General features: G+C 56.5%; 28 protein-coding genes and 1 tRNA gene. 12 read left to right on the top strand and 17 right to left on the bottom strand.

The annotated features are described in order from the left end of the window. Positions 1–59: 59 nt before the first annotated feature. Positions 60–1,766, top strand: coding sequence for an MFS transporter (locus BLT38_RS13265; RefSeq protein WP_083345611.1), 1,707 nt, complete (start codon positions 60–62; stop codon positions 1,764–1,766). On the opposite strand, the gene BLT38_RS13260 is transcribed toward BLT38_RS13265, so the two are convergent. The 7 genes from BLT38_RS13260 to BLT38_RS13230 form a co-directional block, all read right to left on the bottom strand. After that, positions 1,763–2,980, bottom strand: a complete 1,218-nt coding sequence (locus BLT38_RS13260) for a cation:proton antiporter (RefSeq protein WP_083345610.1) — start codon at positions 2,978–2,980, stop codon at positions 1,763–1,765. The two genes, BLT38_RS13265 and BLT38_RS13260, sit on opposite strands and share 4 nt — an antisense overlap. Before the next feature lie 6 nt (positions 2,981–2,986). Then, on the bottom strand, positions 2,987–3,484 hold the full coding sequence (locus BLT38_RS13255; protein ID WP_083345609.1) for a hypothetical protein: 498 nt from the start codon (positions 3,482–3,484) through the stop codon (positions 2,987–2,989). Beyond that, positions 3,484–4,518, bottom strand: coding sequence for a zinc-binding alcohol dehydrogenase family protein (locus tag BLT38_RS13250; RefSeq protein ID WP_083345608.1), 1,035 nt, complete (start codon positions 4,516–4,518; stop codon positions 3,484–3,486). Before BLT38_RS13250 ends, BLT38_RS13255 begins: the two co-directional genes overlap by 1 nt. 31 nt (positions 4,519–4,549) lie before the next feature. Then, positions 4,550–4,888: a phage holin family protein gene (locus tag BLT38_RS13245; RefSeq protein WP_083345607.1), complete on the bottom strand. Its 339-nt coding sequence runs from the start codon at positions 4,886–4,888 to the stop codon at positions 4,550–4,552. 57 nt (positions 4,889–4,945) lie between these two features. Beyond that, on the bottom strand, positions 4,946–5,269 hold the full coding sequence (locus BLT38_RS13240; RefSeq protein ID WP_083345606.1) for an Hpt domain-containing protein: 324 nt from the start codon (positions 5,267–5,269) through the stop codon (positions 4,946–4,948). A gap of 2 nt (positions 5,270–5,271) precedes the next feature. Beyond that, positions 5,272–5,655 carry a response regulator gene (locus BLT38_RS13235; RefSeq protein ID WP_083345605.1) on the bottom strand — a complete coding sequence of 128 codons (384 nt, stop codon included), beginning with the start codon at positions 5,653–5,655 and terminating at the stop codon, positions 5,272–5,274. Between the two features lie 156 nt (positions 5,656–5,811). Further along, a complete protein-coding gene (locus BLT38_RS13230) occupies positions 5,812–6,873 on the bottom strand; it encodes a 1,9-bis(guanidino)-5-aza-nonane synthase (protein ID WP_083345604.1) in 1,062 nt (353 codons plus the stop codon). Positions 6,874–7,115: 242 nt separating this feature from the next. On the opposite strand from BLT38_RS13230, the gene BLT38_RS13225 reads away from it, so the two are divergent. Then, positions 7,116–8,363: a DUF2264 domain-containing protein gene (locus BLT38_RS13225; protein ID WP_083345603.1), complete on the top strand. Its 1,248-nt coding sequence runs from the start codon at positions 7,116–7,118 to the stop codon at positions 8,361–8,363. 1 nt (position 8,364) lies between these two features. Here the strand turns inward: BLT38_RS13225 and BLT38_RS13220 are convergent, their stop codons facing one another. From BLT38_RS13220 to BLT38_RS13210, 3 genes are all read right to left on the bottom strand, one after another. After that, positions 8,365–9,822: a GH1 family beta-glucosidase gene (locus BLT38_RS13220; RefSeq protein WP_083345602.1), complete on the bottom strand. Its 1,458-nt coding sequence runs from the start codon at positions 9,820–9,822 to the stop codon at positions 8,365–8,367. 343 nt (positions 9,823–10,165) lie between these two features. After that, the gene (locus tag BLT38_RS13215) at positions 10,166–10,357 is read right to left on the bottom strand and encodes a helix-turn-helix transcriptional regulator (protein WP_083345601.1); all 192 of its coding nucleotides are present in this window, start codon (positions 10,355–10,357) and stop codon (positions 10,166–10,168) included. After that, positions 10,350–10,775, bottom strand: a complete 426-nt coding sequence (locus tag BLT38_RS13210) for a hypothetical protein (protein WP_083345600.1) — start codon at positions 10,773–10,775, stop codon at positions 10,350–10,352. The genes BLT38_RS13215 and BLT38_RS13210 overlap by 8 nt, the downstream gene beginning before the upstream one ends. Positions 10,776–10,931: 156 nt before the next feature. On the opposite strand from BLT38_RS13210, the gene BLT38_RS13205 reads away from it, so the two are divergent. Continuing rightward, complete coding sequence (locus tag BLT38_RS13205) at positions 10,932–12,317, top strand: nicotinate phosphoribosyltransferase (protein ID WP_083345599.1); 1,386 nt, start codon at positions 10,932–10,934, stop codon at positions 12,315–12,317. 6 nt (positions 12,318–12,323) lie between these two features. On the opposite strand, the gene BLT38_RS13200 is transcribed toward BLT38_RS13205, so the two are convergent. Next, on the bottom strand, positions 12,324–12,821 hold the full coding sequence (locus BLT38_RS13200) for a DUF2062 domain-containing protein (RefSeq protein WP_083345598.1): 498 nt from the start codon (positions 12,819–12,821) through the stop codon (positions 12,324–12,326). A gap of 153 nt (positions 12,822–12,974) precedes the next feature. Here BLT38_RS13200 and BLT38_RS13195 point away from each other — a divergent pair, with 153 nt between their 5' ends. Both BLT38_RS13195 and BLT38_RS13190 read left to right on the top strand, forming a co-directional pair. Continuing rightward, complete coding sequence (locus BLT38_RS13195) at positions 12,975–13,766, top strand: GNAT family N-acetyltransferase (protein WP_083345597.1); 792 nt, start codon at positions 12,975–12,977, stop codon at positions 13,764–13,766. Between the two features lie 56 nt (positions 13,767–13,822). Beyond that, positions 13,823–14,530 (top strand): lysophospholipid acyltransferase family protein, encoded by a 708-nt coding sequence (locus BLT38_RS13190; RefSeq protein ID WP_156785125.1) that lies wholly within the window; start codon positions 13,823–13,825, stop codon positions 14,528–14,530. On the opposite strand, the gene udk is transcribed toward BLT38_RS13190, so the two are convergent. Together udk and BLT38_RS13180 are read right to left on the bottom strand one after the other, a co-directional pair. Further along, positions 14,498–15,142, bottom strand: a complete 645-nt coding sequence (gene udk / locus BLT38_RS13185) for a uridine kinase (RefSeq protein WP_083345595.1) — start codon at positions 15,140–15,142, stop codon at positions 14,498–14,500. The genes BLT38_RS13190 and udk overlap by 33 nt on opposite strands. Beyond that, a complete protein-coding gene (locus tag BLT38_RS13180) occupies positions 15,139–15,990 on the bottom strand; it encodes a purine-nucleoside phosphorylase (RefSeq protein WP_083345594.1) in 852 nt (283 codons plus the stop codon). Before BLT38_RS13180 ends, udk begins: the two co-directional genes overlap by 4 nt. Before the next feature lie 166 nt (positions 15,991–16,156). On the opposite strand from BLT38_RS13180, the gene BLT38_RS13175 reads away from it, so the two are divergent. From BLT38_RS13175 to BLT38_RS13160, 4 genes are all read left to right on the top strand, one after another. Then, positions 16,157–16,609, top strand: a complete 453-nt coding sequence (locus tag BLT38_RS13175) for a MaoC family dehydratase (protein ID WP_083345593.1) — start codon at positions 16,157–16,159, stop codon at positions 16,607–16,609. Between the two features lie 66 nt (positions 16,610–16,675). Continuing rightward, entirely contained in the window at positions 16,676–17,722 is a 1,047-nt protein-coding gene (locus BLT38_RS13170) for an MBL fold metallo-hydrolase (protein WP_083345592.1), read from the top strand. Between the two features lie 70 nt (positions 17,723–17,792). Beyond that, positions 17,793–18,284 (top strand): hypothetical protein, encoded by a 492-nt coding sequence (locus tag BLT38_RS13165; protein ID WP_047489628.1) that lies wholly within the window; start codon positions 17,793–17,795, stop codon positions 18,282–18,284. Between the two features lie 36 nt (positions 18,285–18,320). Further along, on the top strand, positions 18,321–19,199 hold the full coding sequence (locus BLT38_RS13160; protein WP_231966491.1) for a rhomboid family intramembrane serine protease: 879 nt from the start codon (positions 18,321–18,323) through the stop codon (positions 19,197–19,199). Between the two features lie 70 nt (positions 19,200–19,269). Here the strand turns inward: BLT38_RS13160 and BLT38_RS13155 are convergent, their stop codons facing one another. The 4 genes from BLT38_RS13155 to BLT38_RS13140 all read right to left on the bottom strand — a co-directional run bounded on the left by BLT38_RS13155 (position 19,270) and on the right by BLT38_RS13140 (position 21,798). After that, the gene (locus BLT38_RS13155; RefSeq protein ID WP_231966489.1) at positions 19,270–19,650 is read right to left on the bottom strand and encodes a helix-turn-helix domain-containing protein; all 381 of its coding nucleotides are present in this window, start codon (positions 19,648–19,650) and stop codon (positions 19,270–19,272) included. A 236-nt stretch (positions 19,651–19,886) separates the two neighbouring features. Next, the gene (locus tag BLT38_RS13150; protein ID WP_083345590.1) at positions 19,887–20,402 is read right to left on the bottom strand and encodes a GNAT family N-acetyltransferase; all 516 of its coding nucleotides are present in this window, start codon (positions 20,400–20,402) and stop codon (positions 19,887–19,889) included. After that, positions 20,399–21,148 carry a 3-oxoacyl-[acyl-carrier-protein] reductase gene (gene fabG, locus BLT38_RS13145; protein WP_047489620.1) on the bottom strand — a complete coding sequence of 250 codons (750 nt, stop codon included), beginning with the start codon at positions 21,146–21,148 and terminating at the stop codon, positions 20,399–20,401. The genes BLT38_RS13150 and fabG overlap by 4 nt, the downstream gene beginning before the upstream one ends. 47 nt (positions 21,149–21,195) lie before the next feature. Next, positions 21,196–21,798, bottom strand: a complete 603-nt coding sequence (locus BLT38_RS13140; RefSeq protein ID WP_331711425.1) for an HAD family hydrolase — start codon at positions 21,796–21,798, stop codon at positions 21,196–21,198. 153 nt (positions 21,799–21,951) lie between these two features. Here BLT38_RS13140 and BLT38_RS13135 point away from each other — a divergent pair, with 153 nt between their 5' ends. The 3 genes from BLT38_RS13135 (at position 21,952) to BLT38_RS13125 (ending at position 22,699) form a co-directional block, all read left to right on the top strand. Beyond that, positions 21,952–22,140, top strand: a complete 189-nt coding sequence (locus tag BLT38_RS13135) for a hypothetical protein (protein WP_083345588.1) — start codon at positions 21,952–21,954, stop codon at positions 22,138–22,140. Between the two features lie 27 nt (positions 22,141–22,167). Continuing rightward, a complete protein-coding gene (locus tag BLT38_RS13130; protein WP_156785124.1) occupies positions 22,168–22,527 on the top strand; it encodes a hypothetical protein in 360 nt (119 codons plus the stop codon). A 96-nt stretch (positions 22,528–22,623) separates the two neighbouring features. Then, positions 22,624–22,699, top strand: a tRNA-Ile gene (locus tag BLT38_RS13125). Positions 22,700–22,815: the final 116 nt, after the last annotated feature.

The raw sequence follows: 22,815 nt of genomic DNA, 5'->3' as shown, positions 1-22,815 counted from the left end.
TGCGGAGACCATGCCTTGCATCACTTGAGCGATCATTCTGCATCTAGCAAAGAGAGAGCATGAATCCAGAAGCAAGCCAGGACACCGTTGAAGAATCGCCCGTACCAGCCGTAGCTGGTGCTGCCGCAGCACCGCGAGTGGCACAGAGTAACGGGTTTGGTCCACTGAAGATACCGCTGTTCCGTGATCGTTGGATCGCTTCCACCGTGTCCAATGTGGGGACGTGGATGCAGGACACCGCGGCTACGTGGTTGATGACGGCGTTGACGGGGTCGCCGTTGTTGATTGCATCCATGCAGACCGCAGCCAGCTTGCCGGTGTTGATGCTTGGATTATTTGCAGGTGCCACGGCGGATATCTTTGAGCGTCGCAGGTTGCTGATCTTCTGGCAGGCATGGCAGATGGTTGCCGTGTTTCTGATGGCGGTGCTGGCGCTGCTTGGTGTGATCGGGCCCATGGCGCTGTTGTCACTGACGTTCCTGATGAACGTAGGCTCTGCAATGAACAGCCCAGCATGGCAGGCGATTGTGCCCGAACTGGTGCCACGTGAAGAGTTGCCGAATGCTGTTTCGCTTGCTTCAGCTAGCAACAATCTTGCGCGCGCTGTCGGCCCTGCCATGGGCGGACTCATGGTGGCGTTGTTCGTCAAAGCGAGCACAGGCGCGGGATGGGTGTTTGCGCTGAATGCAGGATCATTCGCAGCGGTGATCTGGGTGCTCTACAAGTGGAAGCGCAAACCACTGTTCAAGAGCGCTCTGCCTGCGGAACGCATCTTCGGTTCGGTTGGAACGGGGTTGCGGTACTTGCGTTATGCGCCTGTGTTGCAGGCAATCTTTTTACGTGCGTTTCTGTTTACGTTTTCTGCCGCTGCGGTTTGGTCGCTGCTGTCACTGATTGCGAGGCGTGAATTCACGCACAGCCATTACATCTCTGGCGCGACCGGCTATGGTGTGTTGAATGGCTCGATGGGACTGGGTGCTGTTCTGGCGGCTGTTGCGCTGCCGCGCATCCGTGCGAAGTTTACTGCGGACCGTGTGCTTGCAGTGGCCAGCGTGCAGTTCCTGGCAACGTTGCTGGTGCTTGCATTCATTCACTCTGTCACACTGGATATTTTGTTTCTCATCGGTGGTGGCTTCGCGTGGACTTGTACTATGGCCACGCTGAATACCGGTGTGCAATTGTCTTCGCCGGGATGGGTGCAGGCGCGTGCACTAGGCATGTACCAGATGATTTTTCAAGGAGGACTGGCGCTGGGCTCGTTTGTCTGGGGTTATGTTGCGGAACACAGCAGTGTCACCGCTTCAATGACCAGCGCTGCTGTACTCATTGCAATTGCCATGCCTGTCACGTTACGACTGCATGTTTTGCGCGGCAGCTTGCCTGACCTTACGCCCTATCAGTTCAAACGTCCCGTGCCACATCTGGAATTGGAGCCCGCTCCGGAAGATGGTCCGGTCCGCATTCTTGTGGACTACATTGTGGACGTCGAGAATTACAACGAGTTCGTTGGTCGCATTCACAAGCTGCGCGAGGTGCGTCTTCGCACAGGAGCGATCCGATGGGCCGTGTTTCGTGATGGCAATGATGCGGAGCGGTTGGAAGAGAGCTTTGTCATGGAAAGCTGGCTGGACTATCTTCGTAGTCGCGAACGCATGACGACGGAGGACTTTGCAGTGTTGCAATGCGTGCGCGACCTGCACAAGGGTGAAGAACTACCCCGTGTAACGCATCAGGTGTACGCAAAAGAGATGACGCACCACAGCTAGGCGGCGATGCTGTTGTGGTCGATGCTCAGCAACGTCAACAGCGGCGAAGTCATGATCGTGGTCACCAGCGCCACGACAACCAACGCTGCAAACAACGTGGGGCCGAACACACCTTGTGTGTAAGCGATGTTCAACACGATCAACTCAACAAGTCCGCGTGTGTTCAGCATGGCGCCAAGCGCAAATGCATTGCGCCATGATTCCCCCAGCGGCCTCGCTGCAATGACACCGCCGCCGATCTTGCCCACAACAGCGAGAAGCAAGAGTAACAGTGTCCATGAGAGCACTCCGCTGCCTTGTAGTAGATCCAGACGCGTGCGAAGCCCTGTAAGCGCGAAGAAGAATGGCAGCAATAGCGAGGTCACTGGAACCTGGAGCGAGTCGTTCAGTGTCTTCTGCCATTTTGGAATACGTGGGAACGCAAGTCCTGCTACGAATGCTCCAAACAAAGGATGAAGTCCAAGCGCATCCGTGGTTGCAGCGGAGAGCAATGCCACCAGGACTGAACCAGCAACGATCGATGCAGGGAGCGATCGTTCACGATAACGGTTTGCGATGGTGCGTGCGAGCCGCGTCACCACGAACATTACCAGCAGATATGCAGCGAACAGCATCATTCGCATTGGCATGGAGAGTGCGCTGCCGTTGTGCGGCATGATGGACATCGCTACAGCGAGCAACATCCACGCACACACGTCATCGGCTGCAGCGCATAGCAGCGCCGTTACGCCTAACGGAGTGGATGTAAGGCCGCGTTCTTCGAGGATTCTTGCGAGTACGGGGAATGCTGTAATGCTGAGCGAGATGCCGAGGAACAATGTGAACGGAAGAAGTGCTGCTGATGTGGGGAAACGGGCCATCGTTGGCTTCGCCACCATGACACCCAATACAAACGGCAACAGCAGACTGGCAAGCCCTGCGGCAGCAGCCGTCCTCTTTTGCTGATGCATATGGCTGTAGTCCAGTGAACTGCCAATCAGAAACAGGTACAGCACTAGGCCGAGCGTGCTGAGCACATCAAACGCGCTAAGCGTTGTTGGAGTGAAGAGAGCATGCCAAGTGGACGGCACGAGACGTCCGAGCAATGTTGGCCCCAACAGAATGCCACCAGTCATTTCGCCAATCACGCTGGCCTGCCCCAGCCTGCGCGCAATCCATCCGCAGAGGAGGGTTGTGGACAGCACCACCAACATGGAAACGAGAAGAGGATTCATGCGTTCTTACGATGTTGCCGCGGCTTTCTTCTTCGCGTTGTGTCGCGCCGTAAGAACTACCAGTCCTTCCGTTACCAGCAACAGAGCTCCGGGAATTGCGAGGCGTGAGCCAATGGTGGAAGGCCACAGCAATCGATAGTCCTGAAAGACATCAATGGAGAACAGGATGGATCCCACCACAAACAGAACACTGCCACCCCAGCGACGGAATTGGCTTAGATTGCTTTCGCCTTTGTAAGACTTACCCGCAACTTCAAATAGCGGTGCGCCCACCAGGCCGTGTGCGTCATACACGCGGCAGCGAACCTGCGGATGCTCAGTCACATAGTTTTGCGCATACGCTTCGGCTTCCGCTGCAGAGGCCAATACATCGCAGTAAGGTGCGCCAACATAGCCGTCCGGGAAGCTGGAATAGTGCACAGCAAAGTCACTCGCACCGATCCGCTGATTCCATGACGATGGCTGTGCCGCTGGATCAAACAGCAGCACACGTCTGCTCGTCATTACTCCCAGCCTTCCAGCACGATCTTGCCGATGGAGCGTCCGCTCTCAATCCATGCGTGCGCCATCTTCAGGTTCTGCGCATTGATCGTGCCGTAGCTCTTCGTCATGGTGGTCTTCAGTGTGCCCAGGTCCATCAGCTTGCTGACCTCCGTGAGCGAATCATGCTGGCGAAGAATGTCTGGCGTTTCGTAGTAGCTACGCGTGAACATGAACTCCCAACAGATGGACGCACTCTTGCGCTTCAGCGGACGTGCATCGACGGGCTTTTGCGGATCGTCAATGATGGCAATCTTTCCCTGTGGGGCAAGCAGTTCTGCAATGCCGGGATAGTGCGTATCCGTAGCGGAAAGCAACGCAATATATTCCACTTCGCCCAACCCCAGCTCCTGCATCTGTGTGCGGATGTCGCGATGGTGGTCAATGACATAATCCGCACCCATCTGGCGGCACCATTCCGCAGTCTCAGGGCGCGACGCGGTTGCGACAACGGTCAGCGGTGTCATGTGCGATGCAATCTGCATTAGCATGGAGCCCACACCGCCCGCTGCACCAATGATGAGAATGGAGCCTTTTCGCGGCGCTCCATAGCCAATGCGACGCTGCTCCACGCCAAAGCGATCGAACAGAATCTCCCAGGCTGTGAGCGAAGTTAGCGGAAGCGCGGCAGCTTGTGCAAAGCTCAGCCTCTTTGGCTTGATGGCAACAATGCGTTCATCCACAGAATGAAACTGCGCGTTGGCACCCTGCCGGGCGATGCATCCGGAGTAAAAGACCTCATCACCCTTCTTAAACATGGATGTCAGCTTGCCGGTGCCCACAACCACACCAGCGCAATCCCAACCCAGCACCTTGTACTCTTTGCCGGAGTCGGGCTTGGCGCTTTTGCGCTGCTTGATGTCGACAGGGTTCACCGAGATCGCACGGACCTCTACCAACAGGTCACGGTCGCGCGCCGTGGGCATCTCCAGTTCAATGTCCAGCAATGCGTCCGGGTCGTCGATGGGGAGGGGAGTATGGTAGCCAACAGCCTTCATAGAACCGAGTCTACCGTGCTCCCGCCCGTGATTACACGACGTAGGACAGAAGAACGTTCACCACAGCAACGATCAGCGCGCAGAGAAACGCCGCCGTAAAGTTCTTCACAGAAAACCCTCGTACAAAACGCGACACGATGTAAATCATGATGGCGTCACAGATCAGGTACATCAAGCCGGGGAGCAGCCAGGTGATGGGAAATGCCACCAGGCGGATGAGAAAGCCCAACGTTGCGTTCAGCAGGCCGATCAGCACGGCGGCAATCATCGCTGTGCCGAATGAATCGATCTCCACCGAAGGAAGGAGGTACGCTGCAACAACCAGCGCAAGCGCACTCAGGAGCCATACCAACAAAGCATGAAGAATCATGCCAGTAGGATTAGCACGAAAACGCTATCGGCCGACGCAATATTTTGTGATCCCTGTTCAATCGCACAGGTGCGGGGTGAGGATTGTCGCCAACGCGTCCACCTGTTCCTGCAAACGTTCTGGCTGCGGTAGACCTTCGTGATCCAAAGATTGCTCGATGGCACGCGCAGCTTCCGTGGCGCTGTGCAATCCAAACATGCCAAGCGAACCGGCCATCTTATGGGCCGTGGAAACGGCGTTGGCTCGCAGATCTTCTTCAAGCGTACGAGTCGTGCTGAGATGGTCAGCTGCACGCTTTAGTAGGGTCAAGCGGTCGCGTGTCTGCTGCAGGTTTTTCTTCCAGATGGCGGCCAGCGCCGCCTCCATGGGAACGTCTGCCATGGCTAGACGGCCACACTATCCCAGTGCAGCACATCAGCGATTTGCTGAGCCAGTGTCATGGGGTCAAAGGGCTTGAATAGGACCGCAGCCACACCCAGATCGGAAAACCGCCGCTGGTCCACGCCCTGCACCTTGGCCGTTAGAAGGATGACGGGAATGTTTGCCAGCTCAGGGAGCTTTTGCATCTCGCGAAAGGTGGTGGGGCCGTCCATCTCGGGCATCATCACGTCCATCAGGATAGCCTCAGGCTTTTCAGCGAGTGCCGCGCGGATGCCAGCAGTGCCGGAATCCGCAGTGATCACGCGCCAGCCGGCTGTTACCTCCAGCGTAAGTGAGGCAACCTCGCGAATATCATCTTCGTCGTCGATCAGCAGAATGTGGTGCATTGTCGAAGACAATCTTACGGCTGCAGGAAGGCATACGTCATGCAGCTTCTGTGGGATATCGGATGCTGCGTGTGGTTGAGTTGCAATCCGGGAATGGAGCAAGAAAACGGCGGCCCCGATGGACCGCCGTTCGATTTTCCTTTTGCGGAGGGATGCTTACGCCGTGACCGGCTCCAGCACCTGAGCGAAGGCCTTGGCTGTGCGAGCCGCGTACGCCTTCTTGTGGTACGCATAACCGGCGATGAGCGGCAGGGCGATGGTCGCCTCGCTGTACACCATCTGCTCCCAGGTAAGGTCGACCTTGCCCCACGAAGAAGCTTCCTTCAGGGTCGAGCCGGAAAGAGCGCCGTCGCGAGCGTCAGCAACCGTGATCTGGATGGCGTACTTGTGCATGGAAGCTTCCACGCCAAGGATGTCCGCAGCCACCACGATGTCCTGCGCGAAGTTCTTCGGAACGCCGCCGCCGATCATCAGCAAGCCAGTGGTCGGGTTCTGAATCTTCAGCTGGGTCAGTTCGTAGAAGTCCTTACCGCTGTCAATGGAGCACATCGGCTTGCCCTGGCGAGCGTGCTGGTGAGCCACAATGCCGAAGCCGAACGAGCAGTCAGAGAATGCGGGGCAGAAGATGGGGATGTTCAGCTCATAGGCAGCCAGAACGATCGAGTCTTCGTTGCCGTTCTTGGGCGTGCGGCCGTTCTCAGCCAGGTACTTGCCCATTTCCTTGATGAACTCACGCGAGGAGTACGCACCCGGCTTCATGCCGTTGATGATCTTCTCGGTCGTTTCGTCGCAGATGCGCAGCTCTTCCTCGTCGATGAACGTGTCATAGATGCGGTCGATCATCATTTCGCGCAGCTCAGCATCGCCCGCGCCGTACTTGTACTCTTCGCCGGCCACGTAGTGCTTGAAGCCGAGGGCTTCAAAGAAGTCCTGGTCAACGATATTTGCGCCGGTGGAGACGATGGCGTCCACCATGTTGTTGCGCAGCAGGTCGATGATGACCTGCTTCAGGCCCGCCGAGATCAGCGATCCGGCGAGGCAAAGGATGACGCCGCACTCGGTATCGCGCAGCATCATGTCGTAAATCGTGGCAGCGCGTGCAAGGTCGCGGGAAGAGTACGCCATGTGGTTCATGGCATCAACCAGTGCGACAACGTTGTGCTGCTTGATGTCGATGTGCTGGATCGGGTTCTGGAGGAGTTCCTGTTTCGTTGACATAACGTCTACCAGTGTATCGCGTTTTCGCCAGTCGGGACGCGGGTTTTATGAAGATTTCGTGAGCAGAAAACAGTTGCCTTTCTTCACCTTATATTCGCTGTAAAAACATCGATTTCAGCGGCGGAAAGCGTGAACAAGTCGCAAAGCCATGTCTTCAGCTGCGATAGGTACGTTCGAATGTGCAGAGTGCAAGCTCACAAACGCACGCGATAGGATGCTGCACACGAGGACAACAACCCAAGATGAATCGCCGTAACTTTCTCGGAAGCGCTGCACTTGCCGCCATCGCGCCAGCATTCGGTAATGCACAGACCCATGATGCCGGTGTTGGACACGCCGACGATCGTTCCACGTGGCTTAACTGGGTTGAGAAGGTTTCTGAGCCAGTCCTCTCTTCGCTCTCGAAACGTGAACTTCGTAAGACCATGCCAGTCGAAGCCGTGAAGGGCCACGAAGCAGAACGCGCCATTGGCACACATCTCGAAGCGCTCGGACGATTGATGATGGGGCTCGCGCCGTGGTTGGAACTTGATGCTTCCTCAGGTGAGAGCGCACGAGAGACAAAACTGCGCGAACGGTATCGCACGATGGCGAAAGAAGCGATCGCTTCCGCAGTCGATCCTGCGTCGCCGGATTACATGCGCTTTGGTGATTCCTCGCAGACGGTGGTGGACGCATCGTTTCTTGCGCTTGCGATGTTGCGTGCGCCAAAGCAGTTGATCGATACGTTATCTCCGAATACGAAGCAGCAACTCATCGCTGCAATGATTGCGGAACGCAAGGTACTCACAGGACTCAATAACTGGGTTCTGTTTTCCGCGATGGATGAGGCATTGCTCTTCCGCCTGGGCACGGATTACGACAAGATGCGCGTTGCCTATGCGCTCAACTCATTACATAGCTGGTACAAGGGCGACGGACTTTATGGGGACGGCCCGGATTTCCATGCAGATAACTACAACAGTTACGTAATGCAGCCGTATCTGCTGATGTTGATGCAGGTATTGGGGGATGAAGCTGCAGTGTGGAAATCCATGCGTGAAGAGATTGCGAAGCACGCTACGCGCTATGCTTCGATTCAAGAACGCATGATCGGTCCTGATGGAACCTTTCCTGTGCTTGGTCGTTCCATTACTTATCGAGCTGGAGCATTCCAATTACTTGCTGATGTCTCGTTGCGCGGGCTGCTGGATCAGCATGTGAAACCTTCCCAGGTGCGAGGAGCACTAACTGCTGTGCAGCGGCGCACGTTGAATGCACCCGGAACGTTCGACAGCAAGGGTTGGTTGCAGATTGGTCTCGCAGGTCACCAGCCATCGCTGGGGGAAACGTACATCTCCACTGGCAGCCTTTATCTTTGCAGCGCGGCTTGGCTTCCGCTGGGTTTGGCACACTCTCACCCATTCTGGTCCGACGCGGACGCAGCGTGGACGCAGAAGAAGGTATGGGCGGGCGAAGATCTGCCCGCCGACCATGCCATTACTGGATAACTTACAGAGAGTTCTTCGCGATCACGTTCTTGTAGAAATCGCTGCTTAATTTCGGCGTGCGCTTCTGCGTCTTGAAGTCAACGTAAGTAATGCCGAAACGTTTGTCATAACCGTCGGCCCACTCGTAGTTATCGAGCAGGCTCCACAGGAAGTAACCCTTTACCGGAATGCCTTCGCTTACTGCGCGTTGCAGATGCATCAGGTAATTGCGCAGATACATCACGCGGTCCGTGTCATAAATGTGTCCGTCGCCTGCGAGCACGTCGGCAGATGAACAACCGTTTTCCGTAATGTAGATTTCGTTCACGCCGAACGCTTCATGGACCAGCTTTGGAGCCCAATACAAAGCATCAGGGCCAATCGTTAACCAAGGGCTTTCCATGTGTGGATACGATGCTGGAGCGCCAACGATGTCATATCCAACCTCGTTGTTCACGGCGCGTGCATAGGTGGCCGTGTAGATATTCAATCCCTGAAAGTCGAGCGGTGAACCAATCGCCTTCATCTCTTCGGGAGTGAACTTTGGCGCGTCGGCACCCAGTGTCTTCAAGTAATGATCGGTGTACTTGCCGGTGCGCATCACGGTCAGGTATCCGGCGTTCTGCTCCACCATCGCTTGGCGTGCTGCTGCAACCTGTTCCGGCGAGTCATATACAGGCACAATTGCGCTCAGGTTCTCTGCCTGGCCTACCTTTGCCTTCGGTGCAGCCGCGCGCACGGCACCAACAGACAATCCATGACCCAGCACAGCGTGATGCCGAACCTGCGCGAGTTCACCTCGCGACAACTTCAATCCGGGCGCATGGACACCGTTTCCATACCCAAGTTCCACGAACGTCCAGATCTCGTTCATGGTCATGAAATTTGAGCAGAGATCGCTGAGTTTGCCTGCAGTGTAGCCAGCGTAATCAGCGAAGATCTTTGCGGTGTCATGGTTGCGCCATCCACCTTTGTCTTCCAGCGCCTGCGGAAGATCCCAGTGATAGAGCGTGCAATACGGTTCAATGCCTGCGGCACGAAGAGCTTCGCAGAACTTGCGATAGTGATCGATGCCTTTCTGATTCACCTGACCGCTGCCGGTGGGGAAGATACGTGACCATGCAACCGAGAACCGGCACGTCTTCAGACCAAGGTCTTTCATCAGCGCAATGTCTTCGGCGTAACGATGGTAGCTGTCCGTTGATACATCGCCCGTATCACCGTTGTGTGTTTTACCTGCAGTATGGCTGAAGGTGTCCCAGATGCTGGGACCGCGCCCGTCTTCATTGACTGCGCCTTCGACTTGATAGGAAGCGGTTGCCGATCCCCACAGAAATCCTTTGGGAAAGTGCAACCCTGCGGCACGTGCTGTGGACTGTGAGTGTCCCATTTCAGCAAAGAGGCGCAAGGGTGAGGCGGACGCGGCGGCAAAGATGCCTGCAAGTTTTCCAAAGCCACGGCGGGAGATACGGTACGGCATGGGAGAGGGACCCCTTTCGATAAAACTTCCTGGTGTCGATAGTAGACCCGCGTATGCCGTACCGTGCGCCGCTTACTTCTGTGGCGTATTTAAAGCGGTAGTGGCGAACCCAGGTCCATCGTGCAAACGCTATGCGCATGCTGATGCGGAGTGTCATGTGATGGCCAAGTGAGCAGCATGAGTGCAGCAAGAATCAGTGCGAGCGGAAGAGCGTAATCACGAAAGCAGAAATTGAAGTTCATGGCGTTGTCCTTTCAGAAAAATGCGTTTTTGAAGACAAGAGGGGACGAGCGCGCAGTTATGAACTGCCGCAGGAACAATGCTTGGAGAGTGTTTGTTGAAATTAGTCGGCGCTGAAGATTTTTTCGATGGGCAAGCTGAAGAGCTTCGCAATGCGGAATGCCAGCGGCAACGACGGGTCATACTTTCCGGTTTCAATGGCGTTCACGCTCTGCCGCGAGACCTCAAGCTGTTCGGCCAGATACGCCTGTGACCATCCACGTTCCGCTCGAAGATCGCGTAGATGGTTATTCATCTTCAGCTCCACGATTCATCATGGAATGGATAGCCTGAACCAGGCCTACCGTAATCCAGAAGGCAATGAATTCTGTGAACGCTGGCAGTTGCGTGTCCACACCGTAGCTGCGCAGAAATCCGGAGAAGACAGAGAGTGAAAGCGCTACTCCTGTTGCCCACAACATACTGCGCACAATCAGGTCGCGTTGATATTCATCCCGCTCTTCCTTCAGATAGCGCGCCACAATGTACGCGAGGCAGAGGATGGGAATGGTGGGCAGGGCAGCCGCAACGAACAAATGCCAGCCCTTGGGATGCCAGTGGTTCACCATGATGCGCGACGACATAACCAGGCCGACATACGACATCATGACCCCGAAGGTCCCTTGCAGATAGCGGCGCTTCGCAGGGCTCGTATTTCCAGAACAGAAGAGCATGTGTGATTTCTCCTTCACTCGATGCACCAAAGCGGCCGTTCTCTGATGACAAGTAAACTTTACGTAAAGCGTCCTTGTCATGTCAAGCGTGCTTGTCAATTTATTTTTAAGCGTTTTTGCGACCATATGGCGCTTGCTACCCTCATAAGGACAGCCATGATCATCAACTTCTCTGAACGCGCGCATAACCATAACTGGGACCTTGACCCCATCGTGCGTTCGTTGCTCGATACGGACTTTTACAAGCTGCTCATGCTCCAGTTCATCTGGAAGCACTTTCGCGATACGCGCGTTACGTTCAGCTTGAACAATCGCAACCACAAGTTCCGTTTGGCGGAGATGATTCCACGCGAAGCTGTCATCGCGCAGTTGGATCATGTGAAGAAACTGCGTTATCGCAAGAGCGAAATGATCTGGCTCGCGGGTAATACGTTTTACGGAACACGCGGCATCTTTGAGCCTGCATTCCTTGAATGGCTTGAGAACGACTTTGCGCTCTGCGACTATCACTTGGCGGAACGCGACGGTCAATTTGAACTGACCTTTGAAGGTTCGTGGATCAGCGTGACCATGTGGGAGATCTACGCACTCTCCATCCTCAACGAGTTGAAGACACGCGCAGCATTAAAGGGCATGAGCGAGTTTGAACTCGACATTCTTTATGCGCGCGCAAAGACGCGACTCTGGGGCAAGATCGAACAACTGCGCGATGTACCGGGCCTTGCTGTTGCAGACTTCGGCACGCGTCGTCGTCATTCGTTTCTGTGGCAGGAATTTGTGGTGGAGGCGATGCACTCGGAACTTGGTGCAGCATTCACTGGCACAAGCAATACGTTCCTCGCATACAAGCACGACATGGAAGCCATCGGCACCAACGCGCATGAACTGCCCATGGCGCTTGCAGCAATGGCAACGAACGATGAGGAACTGAAGGCGTCGCAGTATCGCATTCTGGAACTGTGGCAGCAGACGTATCACGGAGCACTGCGCGTGATGTTGCCGGACACCTACGGCACCACACAGTTCCTGCAACATGCACCGGACTGGGTTGCGGACTGGACAGGTCAGCGTGTCGATTCGAAGGACCCGTTTATCGCAGGCGATGAGTACATCAATTGGCTTGCATCGCGCGGGAAAGATCCAAGGACGAAGCTACTGATTGCAAGCGATGGTTTGGATGTGCAGACCATCCTGAGTCTTCATGCGTACTTCTCTGGAACCGTGGCACCCGGTGTCAGCGTGCGCGACTTCCGCAGCGCATCGGATTTCCTCGATACCCGCAAGTGGCATTTGGATCGGCGCATTCGCTTCTCTGCAGGTTGGGGAACTTTGTTAACCAATGATTTCCGCGATTGCCATCCCCGCAGTGAAGGTGCGCTGGAACCCATCTCGCTGGTCTGCAAACTGACTGCGGCCAATGGATACCCATCCGTGAAGCTTTCCGACAATTACGAAAAGGCAAGCGGTCCAACGGAACTGGTCGAACATTATCGTGAGGTCTTCGGTCTTGCCGGGATCAGCCGCATTCCGATTGTGGTGTAGCTATAGTTAGGCCGCCGCGCGTGGCCTGCGCGCGGCGCGTTCCAGGATTCGTGTCAGCAATGTCGCCAGTGCTGGCGTTAAGACTGCGGCCATGACGGCCCACAGCACCAGCGCATGCCACTCCCATGTCCACAGTGTGCGCAGCAGGTCCAGCGGATGCGTTTTCACCATCTGCAATATTTCAGATGGTTGCAACGGCAACGGTCCCATGCCGAAGACCAGCGAGCCTGCCTGAAGAAAAGGCAACAGCAGCAGAATCTGAAATGGATAAGCGCTGTGTGTGCCAAGCTGCGATGCCGGATGATTCAGGCGGAACAGGTGTGAGACGGCAATCGTCAGCACAGTCGTGGAACCGATCACAGGGTTGATGCCGATGATGAAGCCAATCGTCAGGCTCCATGCCAGTCGTTTTGGTGAAGCTCCCCGACGAAGCAGCCGCACCACGGGCGAGATGATGGTTCGCCGAAGCCATGAGTGCCGCACATCCTGAGCAACTGTAATCACCTGCGTCAGACTACAGGAAATGAATGCGGGGCGTGATTCATCGTTGGCTCACACAGGTGTCCCCGTACTTTCACATTCTGTTTTCAAGCTGTTCTCACAGTCGCGCCAAACTCCATTGCAGTAGGCAAAGAACGCTGCACCGCCGGAGCCGCTATGTCGACCAGTGTCCTTGTATCCCCTGTCTCCGCGTACCCGTTTTCTGCGGTCGAAACTTCATCTCCAGTCATTGCAGAGTTTGGTTCCTATCGTGCGCGTCTCGCAGCCACCATGGACGATCGTCTTGCTGCGTATCGCCTTCGCTTCCTCGTGTTTAACGTGGAGTTGAATGAAGGTCTCGCGTCGTCGTATGCCACAGGCTATGACACGGACCAGTATGACGATGTGTGCGACCACCTGATCGTTGAGCATGCAGGAACTGGCGAAGTCATCGGTACATATCGCCTGCAAAGTGGCGATGTCGCAGGGCAATATTTCGGCTATTACTCTGAACAGGAATTCGACTTTTCACCTTATGAAGAGATGCGTTCCAGCGTGCTGGAACTAGGCCGCGCCTGCGTGCATCGTGATCATCGCTCTCCTGAGGTGTTGAACCTGCTGTGGAAGGGCATCATGCGCTACGCGAAGTCGCGCGGCCTGCGTTACCTCATGGGCTGCTGCTCTTTAACTTCGCAGTGTGCAGAAGAAGGCACGGCAGTGTTTCGCGCACTGGAACCGTACCTGATTGAGTCATCGTTGATGACTGTTCCCACCAAAGCATTTGCTATGGCGATGCGCGAAGGTGTAGAGACCATGCAGGAACCCCCGCGCTTGCTGCGTGCGTATCTCGCCGTAGGTGCTCGCATCTGCTCTACCCCTGCGATTGATTGCAGCTTCGGCACCATCGACTTCCTTACACTTCTGGACTTGGAGACGATGCACCCACGCATCGCACGACGCTATCTGTGAGAAAACCGCTTTACTCCATTCCGATAGCATGCATCCGGCTTACAGGCTTGTTTGCCATGTTGTTTGGCATGTTGATTGAAAGTACAGTTCACCCTCTGCACACCATGCACGAACGCGCTTGCTGGTCGCAGAAATGGGCTCGTCGCATCCTGCGTTTTCTTCGCTGTCCTGTGCAGACGCGTGGCGTGTTGCCGGCGCGTGGTTTCATCACTGCAAATCACATCAGCTACATGGACGTGCTGGTGCTTGCCGCGCTGACGCCGACCATCTTTGTGGCGAAGTCCGATGTGCGACGTTGGCCTCTGATTGGCATCCTGTGCGAACGTGCAGGTGTTCTGTTCCTTGACCGCACTTCCATGCGCGCGGCCGTCGCGGCAAACCGAACCATCGCAGACGTGTTGCGCAGCGGCCAGTCCGTGGTTGTCTTTCCTGAAGGGACAACATCGCCCGGAGAGACCATACTGCCGATGTACGCTGCACTGTTTCAGTCAGCGCTGGACTGCAGTGAGCCGATCATTCCCACATGGATCGCTTATGGCGATGCCACGCAGCGTGAACGCATTGCCTACTGGGGCGACATGACCCTCATGCCGCACCTGCTGCAACTCATGCGTCTGCGTTCTATCGACGACGTATCAGTGCAGTTCCGCACCACTGGCATCCCTGCACGACATCGTACGCAAGCCTCGGAGATGTGCCGCGTGGTGTGGGAGCAGATGATGGAAAACGCGTCAGGCCAACGTCAGGAGATTGCGGCGGCGTAGCTCTGCCAGCACTGCTTCAATCGACCAGTCGAGAGCTTCTGTGCCGTTAACCTTCAGGTCGGCGTGATCACGGCTGGGAAGCACGTACTCATCGGCCATGGGACGCGCATACGTTTCGAACTGCTCGCGAACGCTCTCTTCTGTACGCCCACGTTCCCGCGTATCGCGATAGATGCGTCGCGTCAGGCAGACATCGTGTGGCGCATCCACGTATACGGTCAGGTCATAGAGCGGCGTCAGATTGACGTAGTGCAACGCCAGGATGCCTTCCACGATGATGAATCGCTGTGGCTCCAGATGGTCCGTCACATCTTTCACGCGCGAATGCGTATTGAAGTCGTAGTTGGGACGATCAATGGACTTGTTCTGACGAAGCTGCTCCACATGCTGCACGATCAGGTCGTGCTCCAGCGACTCCGGATGATCGAAGTTGTAATGATCGCGCTCTTCACGCGATAGATGGGCCAGATCGCGATAGTAAAAATCAAGTGGAAACAACACAGCATCAAGCTGCGCTGCCAGTTCGCGTGCCAATGTCGTCTTGCCGCTGCCAGAGCATCCACCCACGCCCAGCACCACCGGCTTTATCGTGCTGCCGGAAGAATGGTTCATGCTTCTGTGACCGCCTTGGGAATGATCGCCGTCAGCAGGGCGGAGAAGCGTTCCGCTGCATGCTTGCCATGCTCCATCACTTCGCTGTGATCAATGGATTCGCTTGTAACGCCAGCTGCAGCATTGGTCACGAGCGACAGCCCAAGAACTTCCATGCCCATGTGTCGCGCCACAATCACCTCATGTACGGTGCTCATGCCAACAAGGTCTGCACCCAGCGTGCGGAACGCGCGAATCTCTGCGGGTGTTTCATAGCTCGGTCCCAGAACGGCAATGTATACGCCGGTCTGCATAGACCATCCGTGTTGCTGCGCTGTCTCCTGCGCCAGTTGCAGCAGTCGTGGCGTGTATGCCGTGGTCATGTCGAAAAAACGTAGGCCGCTGCCCTGGGTCACGGCAAAGCGTGGTTCATTGCGTCCCAGTGCCGCATTTGTACCGGTCAGGTTGATGTGATCGGAGATACCCACGATCGATCCCGGTGCAAAGTCTGCGCGGATGCCGCCAGCGGCATTGGTCACAATCAGCGTCTGCACACCCATCAGGCCAAGGACGCGCGCAGGAAAGGTCACCTCATCCATCCGATAGCCTTCGTACGCATGCACACGGCCCTGCATCACAGCCACGGGCACACCAGCAATCGTTCCCAGCACCATGCGTCCCGAGTGGCCTTCCACGGTCGATTGCGGAAAATGCGGTATCTCCGAGTAGGGAACAGCAACGGCGTCTTCTACGCTGTTGGCGAAATCACCCAGGCCAGAGCCCAGGATGATGCCAAGTTTCGGACGGTGCTTTGTCTGTGCCAGAAGATGGTCGGCGGCGGAACGTGCGTGCGTGTAGAGGTCACTCATAGGAAACGGGCAAATCTGCCTTCACCAGTGAATCACAACAAGCGCAGAAGTCGGCGGATGACCGGATACCGCCCGTGAAACCGTTATAAGCATCGCCTTTGATAGACTGCGGCTCTTATAAAGGGAAGACAGAATTTCGCGACACCCGAGGGGAGACAGTTCCACCATGGCAGACGAACTCTACTTTGAAGATTTTCAGCTAGGCCAGAAGTTTGAATCCAAGGGCAGCGTGAAGATCACGGCGCGCGAGATTACAGAGTTCGCTGAAAAGTACGATCCCCAGCCGTTCCATCTGGACGAGGCCGCCGGAAAGAGCACCTTCTTCAAAGGGCAGGCTGCCTCTGGATGGCTTACTGCCGCTGTCGTTATGCGCATGCGGGTGGACACAATCAAAGTCCACGGCGGCATGATCGGTGCAGGCGTGGAAGAGATTCGCTGGACAGAGCCGGTGCGTCCCGGCGATTCATTGCATACCGAGACGGAAGTCATCGGCTTGCGCGCGTCCAAAAAGCGGCCGGAGTTGGGTCTGGTGACGATTTACACCAACGCCTTCAACCAACGTGGCGAGATCGTGATGAAGAGCACCGTGAAGTTCCTGGCGCCGCGTCGCGAGGCGTAACGGATTCCCTGAATCCAGGTAGTTACTACCTCGTAATCCACGTTACGAACCAGTAAACTAGCTTTCATGATGCGTATGACGGTTCTCGCCTCGGGGTCTAAAGGCAATAGCGCCGTGATTGCGTCATCGCGCACGCGCATCCTGGTGGACGCTGGCTTTTCCTGCCGCGAGCTGATGCGCCGGATGAAGTTGGTCGGAGAAGACCCCTACGCTCTGAACGCCGTCATCATCACCCACGAGCATGCAGATCACGTGGCTGGCTTGTCGGTTCTGGCACGTAAGTTGAACATTCCCGTGTACTTCACAGAAGCTACGCACCGCGCCTGGGTGCGTCAGATGACTCCGCGAACGACCATGGGCTACAAGCAGTGGCTGGAGAAGACGCGGGCGGAGAAGGAAGCGCGGCTGGAAGCACAGGCTTTAGCGCACCAGATTGCCACTTCTTCGCAGGAAGATCGTCCAGACGATCACTTTTTCGCTACCGATATTGACGTGGACGCCATTGACGCCACTACGGACCCCGAAGCGGCTTTACAGGCTGCCGCGGCAGACGATCTGTGCGAAGATCTGCCAGCGGAAACCAAATCCAGCGTTCGTGACAATCCGTCCTATCTCCCTGCGGTGGAGTACTTTGAGGCGGGGAAGCGCCTTTGCATCGGTGATATCGACGTCATGCCGTTCACCATTCCACACGATGCGGCTGACCCCTGTGGATTTGTCTTTGAAGGCGAGGGTTTACGTTTCGGGTTCGCGACCGATCTTGGCTATGTACCGCAGAATGTGAAGCTTGCCCTGAAGAAGTGCGACGTCCTTTTGCTGGAATCGAACCACGACCTGGAGATGCTGCGCGACGGACCCTACCCCTGGAGCGTCAAACAGAGAGTCTTGTCCCGAGTGGGGCATCTGTCGAATGCCGCGGCAGCCGAATTTCTCACGCGTGATTACGACGGCGGAGCCCACGCAATCATCCTGGCGCACCTTTCCGAAAGCAACAATATGCCGGAATTGGCCCGTCTCGCCGCAGAGCAGGCATTGGGGAATCACCCAAGCCTCCTGGGGAACCGAATTTTACTTGCAGATCAGGCTGCGCCGATGGAACCTCTGGTTATGTGAAGCGTAAGACAAAGTAATGAATCACTACTGGATTTCCTTGCGTCTGAACAACTAGAATGGATATGAACCAATGATGAATACCGAACCGAAATCCTACGTGCAAGACCTTCGCACACGCGGATTCGCTGCGTCCATGCTGGGCAGCGAAGACGGCTGCGAAGATCAGGTTGTCGGGGACATCCTCTCCGGATGGCGGTACGACCTTTCGTCGGTTTCGCCTGAGGTTCGTGGTGTTTACGAAGACCACCTGCACCAGTGCTGGCACTGCCGCGCTCGTCAGCGTCTTCATCGCACGATCGATGTCGTTTTGCTCTCTGTCTTTACGCTCTCAGCTTTCGCGTTTCTGCTGGCGACCATGGTCATTCATCGCGGCCCCTGGGCTCAGGTGACCTTTGCTGAACTCCACATGCGCCACCTTTCGCTCGCGCTCACCACGCAGACCATTGCCGTTGCGGGACTGCTGCTGTCCGTACTGATGTGGATTCTGGTTGCTATCGCGACACCCGCACCCGGTGTGATTTCGCACTCTGTTCAACAGCGCCGTCGCGAACGCGTGCTCTAAACCTTATTCCCCCAACGCCGCACCGCGAACGCTGCGATGTCTCTCGAATCTTCTCCGGAATTTGACGCCCCCCGCTACGGTACTCCGGCGGACGACGTGCAGCGGGAAGATGCAGCACTGCAAAGTGCCGCAGCTCGTCGTTCTGTGGGCAGCCGCCTGCCGCGTCTTCGACAGGCCCCAGCGACATATCTCCTGCTCGGCATCAACATCGCCGTCTATCTCTGGATGATCCTTCACGGGGTCAATCCCATCTCGCCTGACCCGGATGCTTTGGTTCGTTTCGGCGCCACGGATGCACCTAAAATTTTCCTGGAAGGCCAATGGTTCCGTGTGGTCTCGGCCATGTTTGTGCATGTGGGTTTGCTGCATCTGGCCACGAACATGTGGTGTCTGTGGAATCTGGGCGTTATTGGTGAGCCTCTGCTTGGCTTCTTTGGTGTCTGCTCGGTCTATTTGCTGACCGGTATCTCCGGCAATCTGCTTTCGCTTACCTTCAACGGGCAGGGAGGAGTGGTGGGTGCTGGCGCGTCGGGAGCGGTCTTTGGCGTGGCGGGCATTCTGATCGTGCTGTTTTCAAATAAGAAGCTGGCGGAGCCGCGTCCTGGTTTTCATGGCATTCCCTTGCAGGATCTCTATGCCATCCGCCGCTCCGTAATCTCTTTTGCCGCGTTGAATCTGTTGATCGGTGTTGGGTCCATGTCCGGAGCGTTGATGCACAGCGTCCATTTGGATGGTCTGCGTATTGATAACTTCGCGCACATCGGAGGATTGCTCTTCGGGCTGCTGCTGGGGCTTCCGCTCGTGCCGCGCATGACCAGCGGTCGCCAGGCGTATCTAAGCCGGCAGAAGGTCACGTTTGCCGGGGCACTGCTCGCGCTGGCGCTCTACGGCTACTTCCTGTCGAACTTGCAGTAACTCACTCACAAGCTAACAAGAAGGGGACGGCAGTTCGCCGTCCCCTTCTCGCTCTTGGAGGAGTTTGGTCCTAGGTCAACGCCGTCTGGGCGAACTTCCGCACCATCGCCAGCAACAGCTTGCGATCAGCGTCAGTAAGGTGCGCGCTGTAGCGTTGGATCTGTGTGAGGAAGCGAATCTCGTCTTCCGATAGCGCGATGGCCGCTACGTCGCGGCTGACCGCGTCGTCTGCGAAGAACTGGCTCAGTGGTACGTCCAGCGCCCCAGCAATCTTCTGCAGCGTCTCGAGAGACGGTACGGTGTGGCCGTTTTCCACGCGCGAAAGGTAACAGCGCAAAAGCCCTGTCCGTTTTTCAATATCGCCTTGCGACATGCCCTTCTGCAGGCGGTAGCCGCGAATCGTCGTCCCGATGTTCATCGCCGCGGGGGCCGCCTCTTTTGCCGGAGGCATTGGTATCGGCATCATGATGTGCATGTCAGCCATTGACCAAAAGGTAAAGAGGCCCGATACCGCTGACAAGAACAAAGTTCGTGGTTCGGTGGTTTGGAACCACCGCGGATTCGTGACAAGGGAGAGACCAGCGTCAAATGCCCCGTAAATGGTGCAAAGACATGGTGAAAGCAAATTTGCGAATCGGTATTCGCATATTGCAAAAAGCCACAACCAACGGTCGGCTTGCACACAGGTTACAGCAAATCCACCTTCATGAAGAGCAGCCCAGGGATTGGATTCGTGTTGTGGCGTTCGGTTTCTACAAATCCCATCCGGCGATAGAGCAGGACCGCATCCGGCATGGCTTCTGCAACCGTGTCCAGAAGTAGCTCCGTGGCGCCCTGGGCTCGCGACCAGTCCATGGCCGCCTGGATAAGCTTCCGCCCTAGCCCTGCGCCGCGGGTGGACGGTTCCGTCCAGAGTCGTTTCATCTCGCAGCTTCCTGGTCTGTCCCTTCGCTGCTTTATCGCAACGCAGCCCACCGCTTCGTCCTCGCGGAATGCGAGAAGCAATACAGCTTCCGGTTCCAGATAGCGCTCTGGCAGGGTAGCAAGTTCTTTTTCGTAATCCGTCAGGCAGATGTTGACCGGCCCAGCGGGATTGTGCACCAGGAACTCCGCATAATGCCGCAAAAGCAATTGCGCCGCGGGCAGGTCCTGTGGCCAGCGCGCGGCGCGTATGGTGATCGGGTTTGCGTCGGCGACGCTCATCCCATGTACAGGCCACCGTTCACGTCCAGCGTGTGTCCGGTGATGTAGGCAGCATCGTCGCTCGCAAGGAAACGCACCGCTGCGGCGATGTCGGCTACCGTACCCGCGCGGCCCAGCGGAACTGCGCCCAGCATGGCGTTCTTCTGGTCTTCCGTCAGCACGTGCGTCATATCCGTCTCAATGAATCCCGGAGCAACGGCGTTGACCGTGATGTTGCGGCTGGCGAACTCGCGCGCCATGGACTTTGTCAGGCCAATCAAGCCAGCCTTCGATGCGGAGTAGTTCGCCTGTCCCGGTGCGCCCAGCTCGCCGTTGACGCTGGAGATGTTGATGACGCGGCCCCAGCGAGCCTTCATCATGGGCTGCAGCAGGGCCTGCGTGAGCAGGAAGGCGCCCTTCAGGTTGGTGTCCAGCACGTCGTCCCAGTCGCTGGTCTTCATGCGCAGCATCAACGTGTCGCGCGTCACACCGGCATTGTTCACCAGGATGTGCACTGCGCCGAGCTTCGCGACTATGTCCTTCGCGGTGGCCTTGATGGCTTCTTCGTTGTTCACGTCGAGTGCAAAACTTTCAGCCTTGCCACCAGCGGCTTCAATCTCAGCCTTCACTTCGGCCAGCTTGGCTTCATTGCGAGCAGCCAGGGCCACCGTGGCTCCAGCCTTTGCCAGTTCCAGTGCGATGGCCTTGCCAATGCCCTGCGATGCTCCCGTTACCAGCGCGACGCGCCCTTCCAGACTTGCTGCCATGCTCGTTCTTCCAACCTCAACTTTCAGGTGCGATTATACGAAGTTGCTTACGCGGACAACGTGCGCAGCGTACTCTCCACTTCAGCCAGCGAGTCGATCTTCCGATATGAACCTTCGCATGGCGCTGCCTCCGTGTTGCCGAAGAGAAACAGATGCGGAATCCCCGCAGCGGTACCGGCTCCAATGTCGGTACACCGATCACCTACGAGAACAGAGCGGCTGATGTCCAATCCGTGTTCTTCTGCAGCGCGCAGAATCATGCCCGGCGCAGGCTTGCGGCAGTCGGTGTCGATCTTGTATTCACCCACGCCATGTTCAGGATGGAACGGCGAAAAGTAGATGGCATCCAGACGCACATTATGCGGAGCCAGTTCGGCCTGGATGTGGTCCATAAGGACGTGGAAATCGGCTTCGCTGTACATGCCGCGCCCAATGCCGGCCTGATTCGTGATGACGACGGTGACATAACCCAACGCCTGCGCGGTTTGTAACAACGGAATGATTCCCGGAACCAGTCGGCAATCCTCGGGCTTCCACAGGTAATGAACCTCTTCGTTGATCACGCCATCGCGATCCAGAAACAATGCGGGTCGCAAAGTCTTCATCCTCGATCTCTCCACGGTCTTCGCCGTGCGCTGGTTGTCGTTTATCTGCGTTCCCGTGAACAGGGCGTCGCCGGTCGAAATATAAGTCCTTGTCTTCTATCGTCCCATTAATTCGCAGGACTGTGGGGAAAGCGGCGTCGCTGCGTCAGGCATCCTCGAAAGCGTCGCAGCAGTCCTAAGCCGGGAAGGAGTAACGCCATGGCAGACACGCATACGGCCAACCAACCCACACACGCTGAACCCAGCGGCCCACGCGGCGACAATCCGGCCACGGCCGGTCCCGGCAACACAGGTGTCCGTTCCTCCACACCGGAGAACAGTGCGGGAAAGATTAATCCTTCTGCACCTGGAGATACGGGGACCACGCCCGGTACAAACGCTCAGTAAGCGATCGTTGCACAAAGCAACGCACGGATGGCCGGGTTAGAATTGGGCGGTACTGTTCTTCATTTACCCATGCCCAAGCTGACCCGCCCACTTCTGACGTCGCTGATTCTTTGCGTGTCTGTGTCCATCGGATGCACACGTGAAGTACACGTGGAAGTGCCTGCGGGATTCCACGGGCATGTGGAGATCATCTGCGGTGAAGTTGAGCAGGACCAGGACAGCATCATCCGTGTTGGAGAATCCGGGACGATGTCCGGCGTGAGTTGTCCGGCAAGGCAGGGCCACCTGCTTATCGCGCGCCCAAACGGACAACCCATTCAGACACGCGAAATCTGGAGCACCACGGGCGACGGCATCGTCCGCGAAATCAGTTTTGATGTTCCATAGCGAATGCGCTTCTGCACGATGACTTCGTGCAAAGCAGCCGAAAGTATTTCCATCCAACTGCCGCGAAGGCGGTAACCCGTTAAAATTAACGTTACGGGGCCTATAGCTCAACGGTCAGAGCAGGGGACTCATAATCCCTTGGTTCCAGGTTCGAATCCTGGTGGGCCCACCATCCCCCCAAAATTCATTCACGCTTCTGGCGCAGGGCTTCCAAAGCAAAGCAATGCCGCGACCGTGCATCTCAGATTAGAAAGACTTCTCTGTCGCATATTCGCAATACCATCTACG

The organism is Terriglobus roseus (genome assembly GCF_900102185.1).
Taxonomy (GTDB): Bacteria; Acidobacteriota; Terriglobia; order Terriglobales; family Acidobacteriaceae; genus Terriglobus; species Terriglobus roseus_A.
The sequence above is the reverse complement of the archived record's forward strand: the minus strand, read 5'-3'. Positions and strand labels throughout refer to the sequence as shown.

Coding starts and splice junctions, on each gene's coding strand:
- BLT38_RS13265 (WP_083345611.1), top strand. CDS start 60: ATGAATCCAGAAGCAAGCCAGGACACCGTTGAAGAATCGCCCGTACCA.
- BLT38_RS13260 (WP_083345610.1), bottom strand. CDS start 2,980: ATGAATCCTCTTCTCGTTTCCATGTTGGTGGTGCTGTCCACAACCCTC.
- BLT38_RS13255 (WP_083345609.1), bottom strand. CDS start 3,484: ATGACGAGCAGACGTGTGCTGCTGTTTGATCCAGCGGCACAGCCATCG.
- BLT38_RS13250 (WP_083345608.1), bottom strand. CDS start 4,518: ATGAAGGCTGTTGGCTACCATACTCCCCTCCCCATCGACGACCCGGAC.
- BLT38_RS13245 (WP_083345607.1), bottom strand. CDS start 4,888: ATGATTCTTCATGCTTTGTTGGTATGGCTCCTGAGTGCGCTTGCGCTG.
- BLT38_RS13240 (WP_083345606.1), bottom strand. CDS start 5,269: ATGGCAGACGTTCCCATGGAGGCGGCGCTGGCCGCCATCTGGAAGAAA.
- BLT38_RS13235 (WP_083345605.1), bottom strand. CDS start 5,655: ATGCACCACATTCTGCTGATCGACGACGAAGATGATATTCGCGAGGTT.
- BLT38_RS13230 (WP_083345604.1), bottom strand. CDS start 6,873: ATGTCAACGAAACAGGAACTCCTCCAGAACCCGATCCAGCACATCGAC.
- BLT38_RS13225 (WP_083345603.1), top strand. CDS start 7,116: ATGAATCGCCGTAACTTTCTCGGAAGCGCTGCACTTGCCGCCATCGCG.
- BLT38_RS13220 (WP_083345602.1), bottom strand. CDS start 9,822: ATGCCGTACCGTATCTCCCGCCGTGGCTTTGGAAAACTTGCAGGCATC.
- BLT38_RS13215 (WP_083345601.1), bottom strand. CDS start 10,357: ATGAATAACCATCTACGCGATCTTCGAGCGGAACGTGGATGGTCACAG.
- BLT38_RS13210 (WP_083345600.1), bottom strand. CDS start 10,775: ATGCTCTTCTGTTCTGGAAATACGAGCCCTGCGAAGCGCCGCTATCTG.
- BLT38_RS13205 (WP_083345599.1), top strand. CDS start 10,932: ATGATCATCAACTTCTCTGAACGCGCGCATAACCATAACTGGGACCTT.
- BLT38_RS13195 (WP_083345597.1), top strand. CDS start 12,975: ATGTCGACCAGTGTCCTTGTATCCCCTGTCTCCGCGTACCCGTTTTCT.
- BLT38_RS13190 (WP_156785125.1), top strand. CDS start 13,823: ATGTTGTTTGGCATGTTGATTGAAAGTACAGTTCACCCTCTGCACACC.
- udk (WP_083345595.1), bottom strand. CDS start 15,142: ATGAACCATTCTTCCGGCAGCACGATAAAGCCGGTGGTGCTGGGCGTG.
- BLT38_RS13180 (WP_083345594.1), bottom strand. CDS start 15,990: ATGAGTGACCTCTACACGCACGCACGTTCCGCCGCCGACCATCTTCTG.
- BLT38_RS13175 (WP_083345593.1), top strand. CDS start 16,157: ATGGCAGACGAACTCTACTTTGAAGATTTTCAGCTAGGCCAGAAGTTT.
- BLT38_RS13170 (WP_083345592.1), top strand. CDS start 16,676: ATGATGCGTATGACGGTTCTCGCCTCGGGGTCTAAAGGCAATAGCGCC.
- BLT38_RS13165 (WP_047489628.1), top strand. CDS start 17,793: ATGATGAATACCGAACCGAAATCCTACGTGCAAGACCTTCGCACACGC.
- BLT38_RS13160 (WP_231966491.1), top strand. CDS start 18,321: ATGTCTCTCGAATCTTCTCCGGAATTTGACGCCCCCCGCTACGGTACT.
- BLT38_RS13155 (WP_231966489.1), bottom strand. CDS start 19,650: ATGCCTCCGGCAAAAGAGGCGGCCCCCGCGGCGATGAACATCGGGACG.
- BLT38_RS13150 (WP_083345590.1), bottom strand. CDS start 20,402: ATGAGCGTCGCCGACGCAAACCCGATCACCATACGCGCCGCGCGCTGG.
- fabG (WP_047489620.1), bottom strand. CDS start 21,148: ATGGCAGCAAGTCTGGAAGGGCGCGTCGCGCTGGTAACGGGAGCATCG.
- BLT38_RS13135 (WP_083345588.1), top strand. CDS start 21,952: ATGGCAGACACGCATACGGCCAACCAACCCACACACGCTGAACCCAGC.
- BLT38_RS13130 (WP_156785124.1), top strand. CDS start 22,168: ATGGCCGGGTTAGAATTGGGCGGTACTGTTCTTCATTTACCCATGCCC.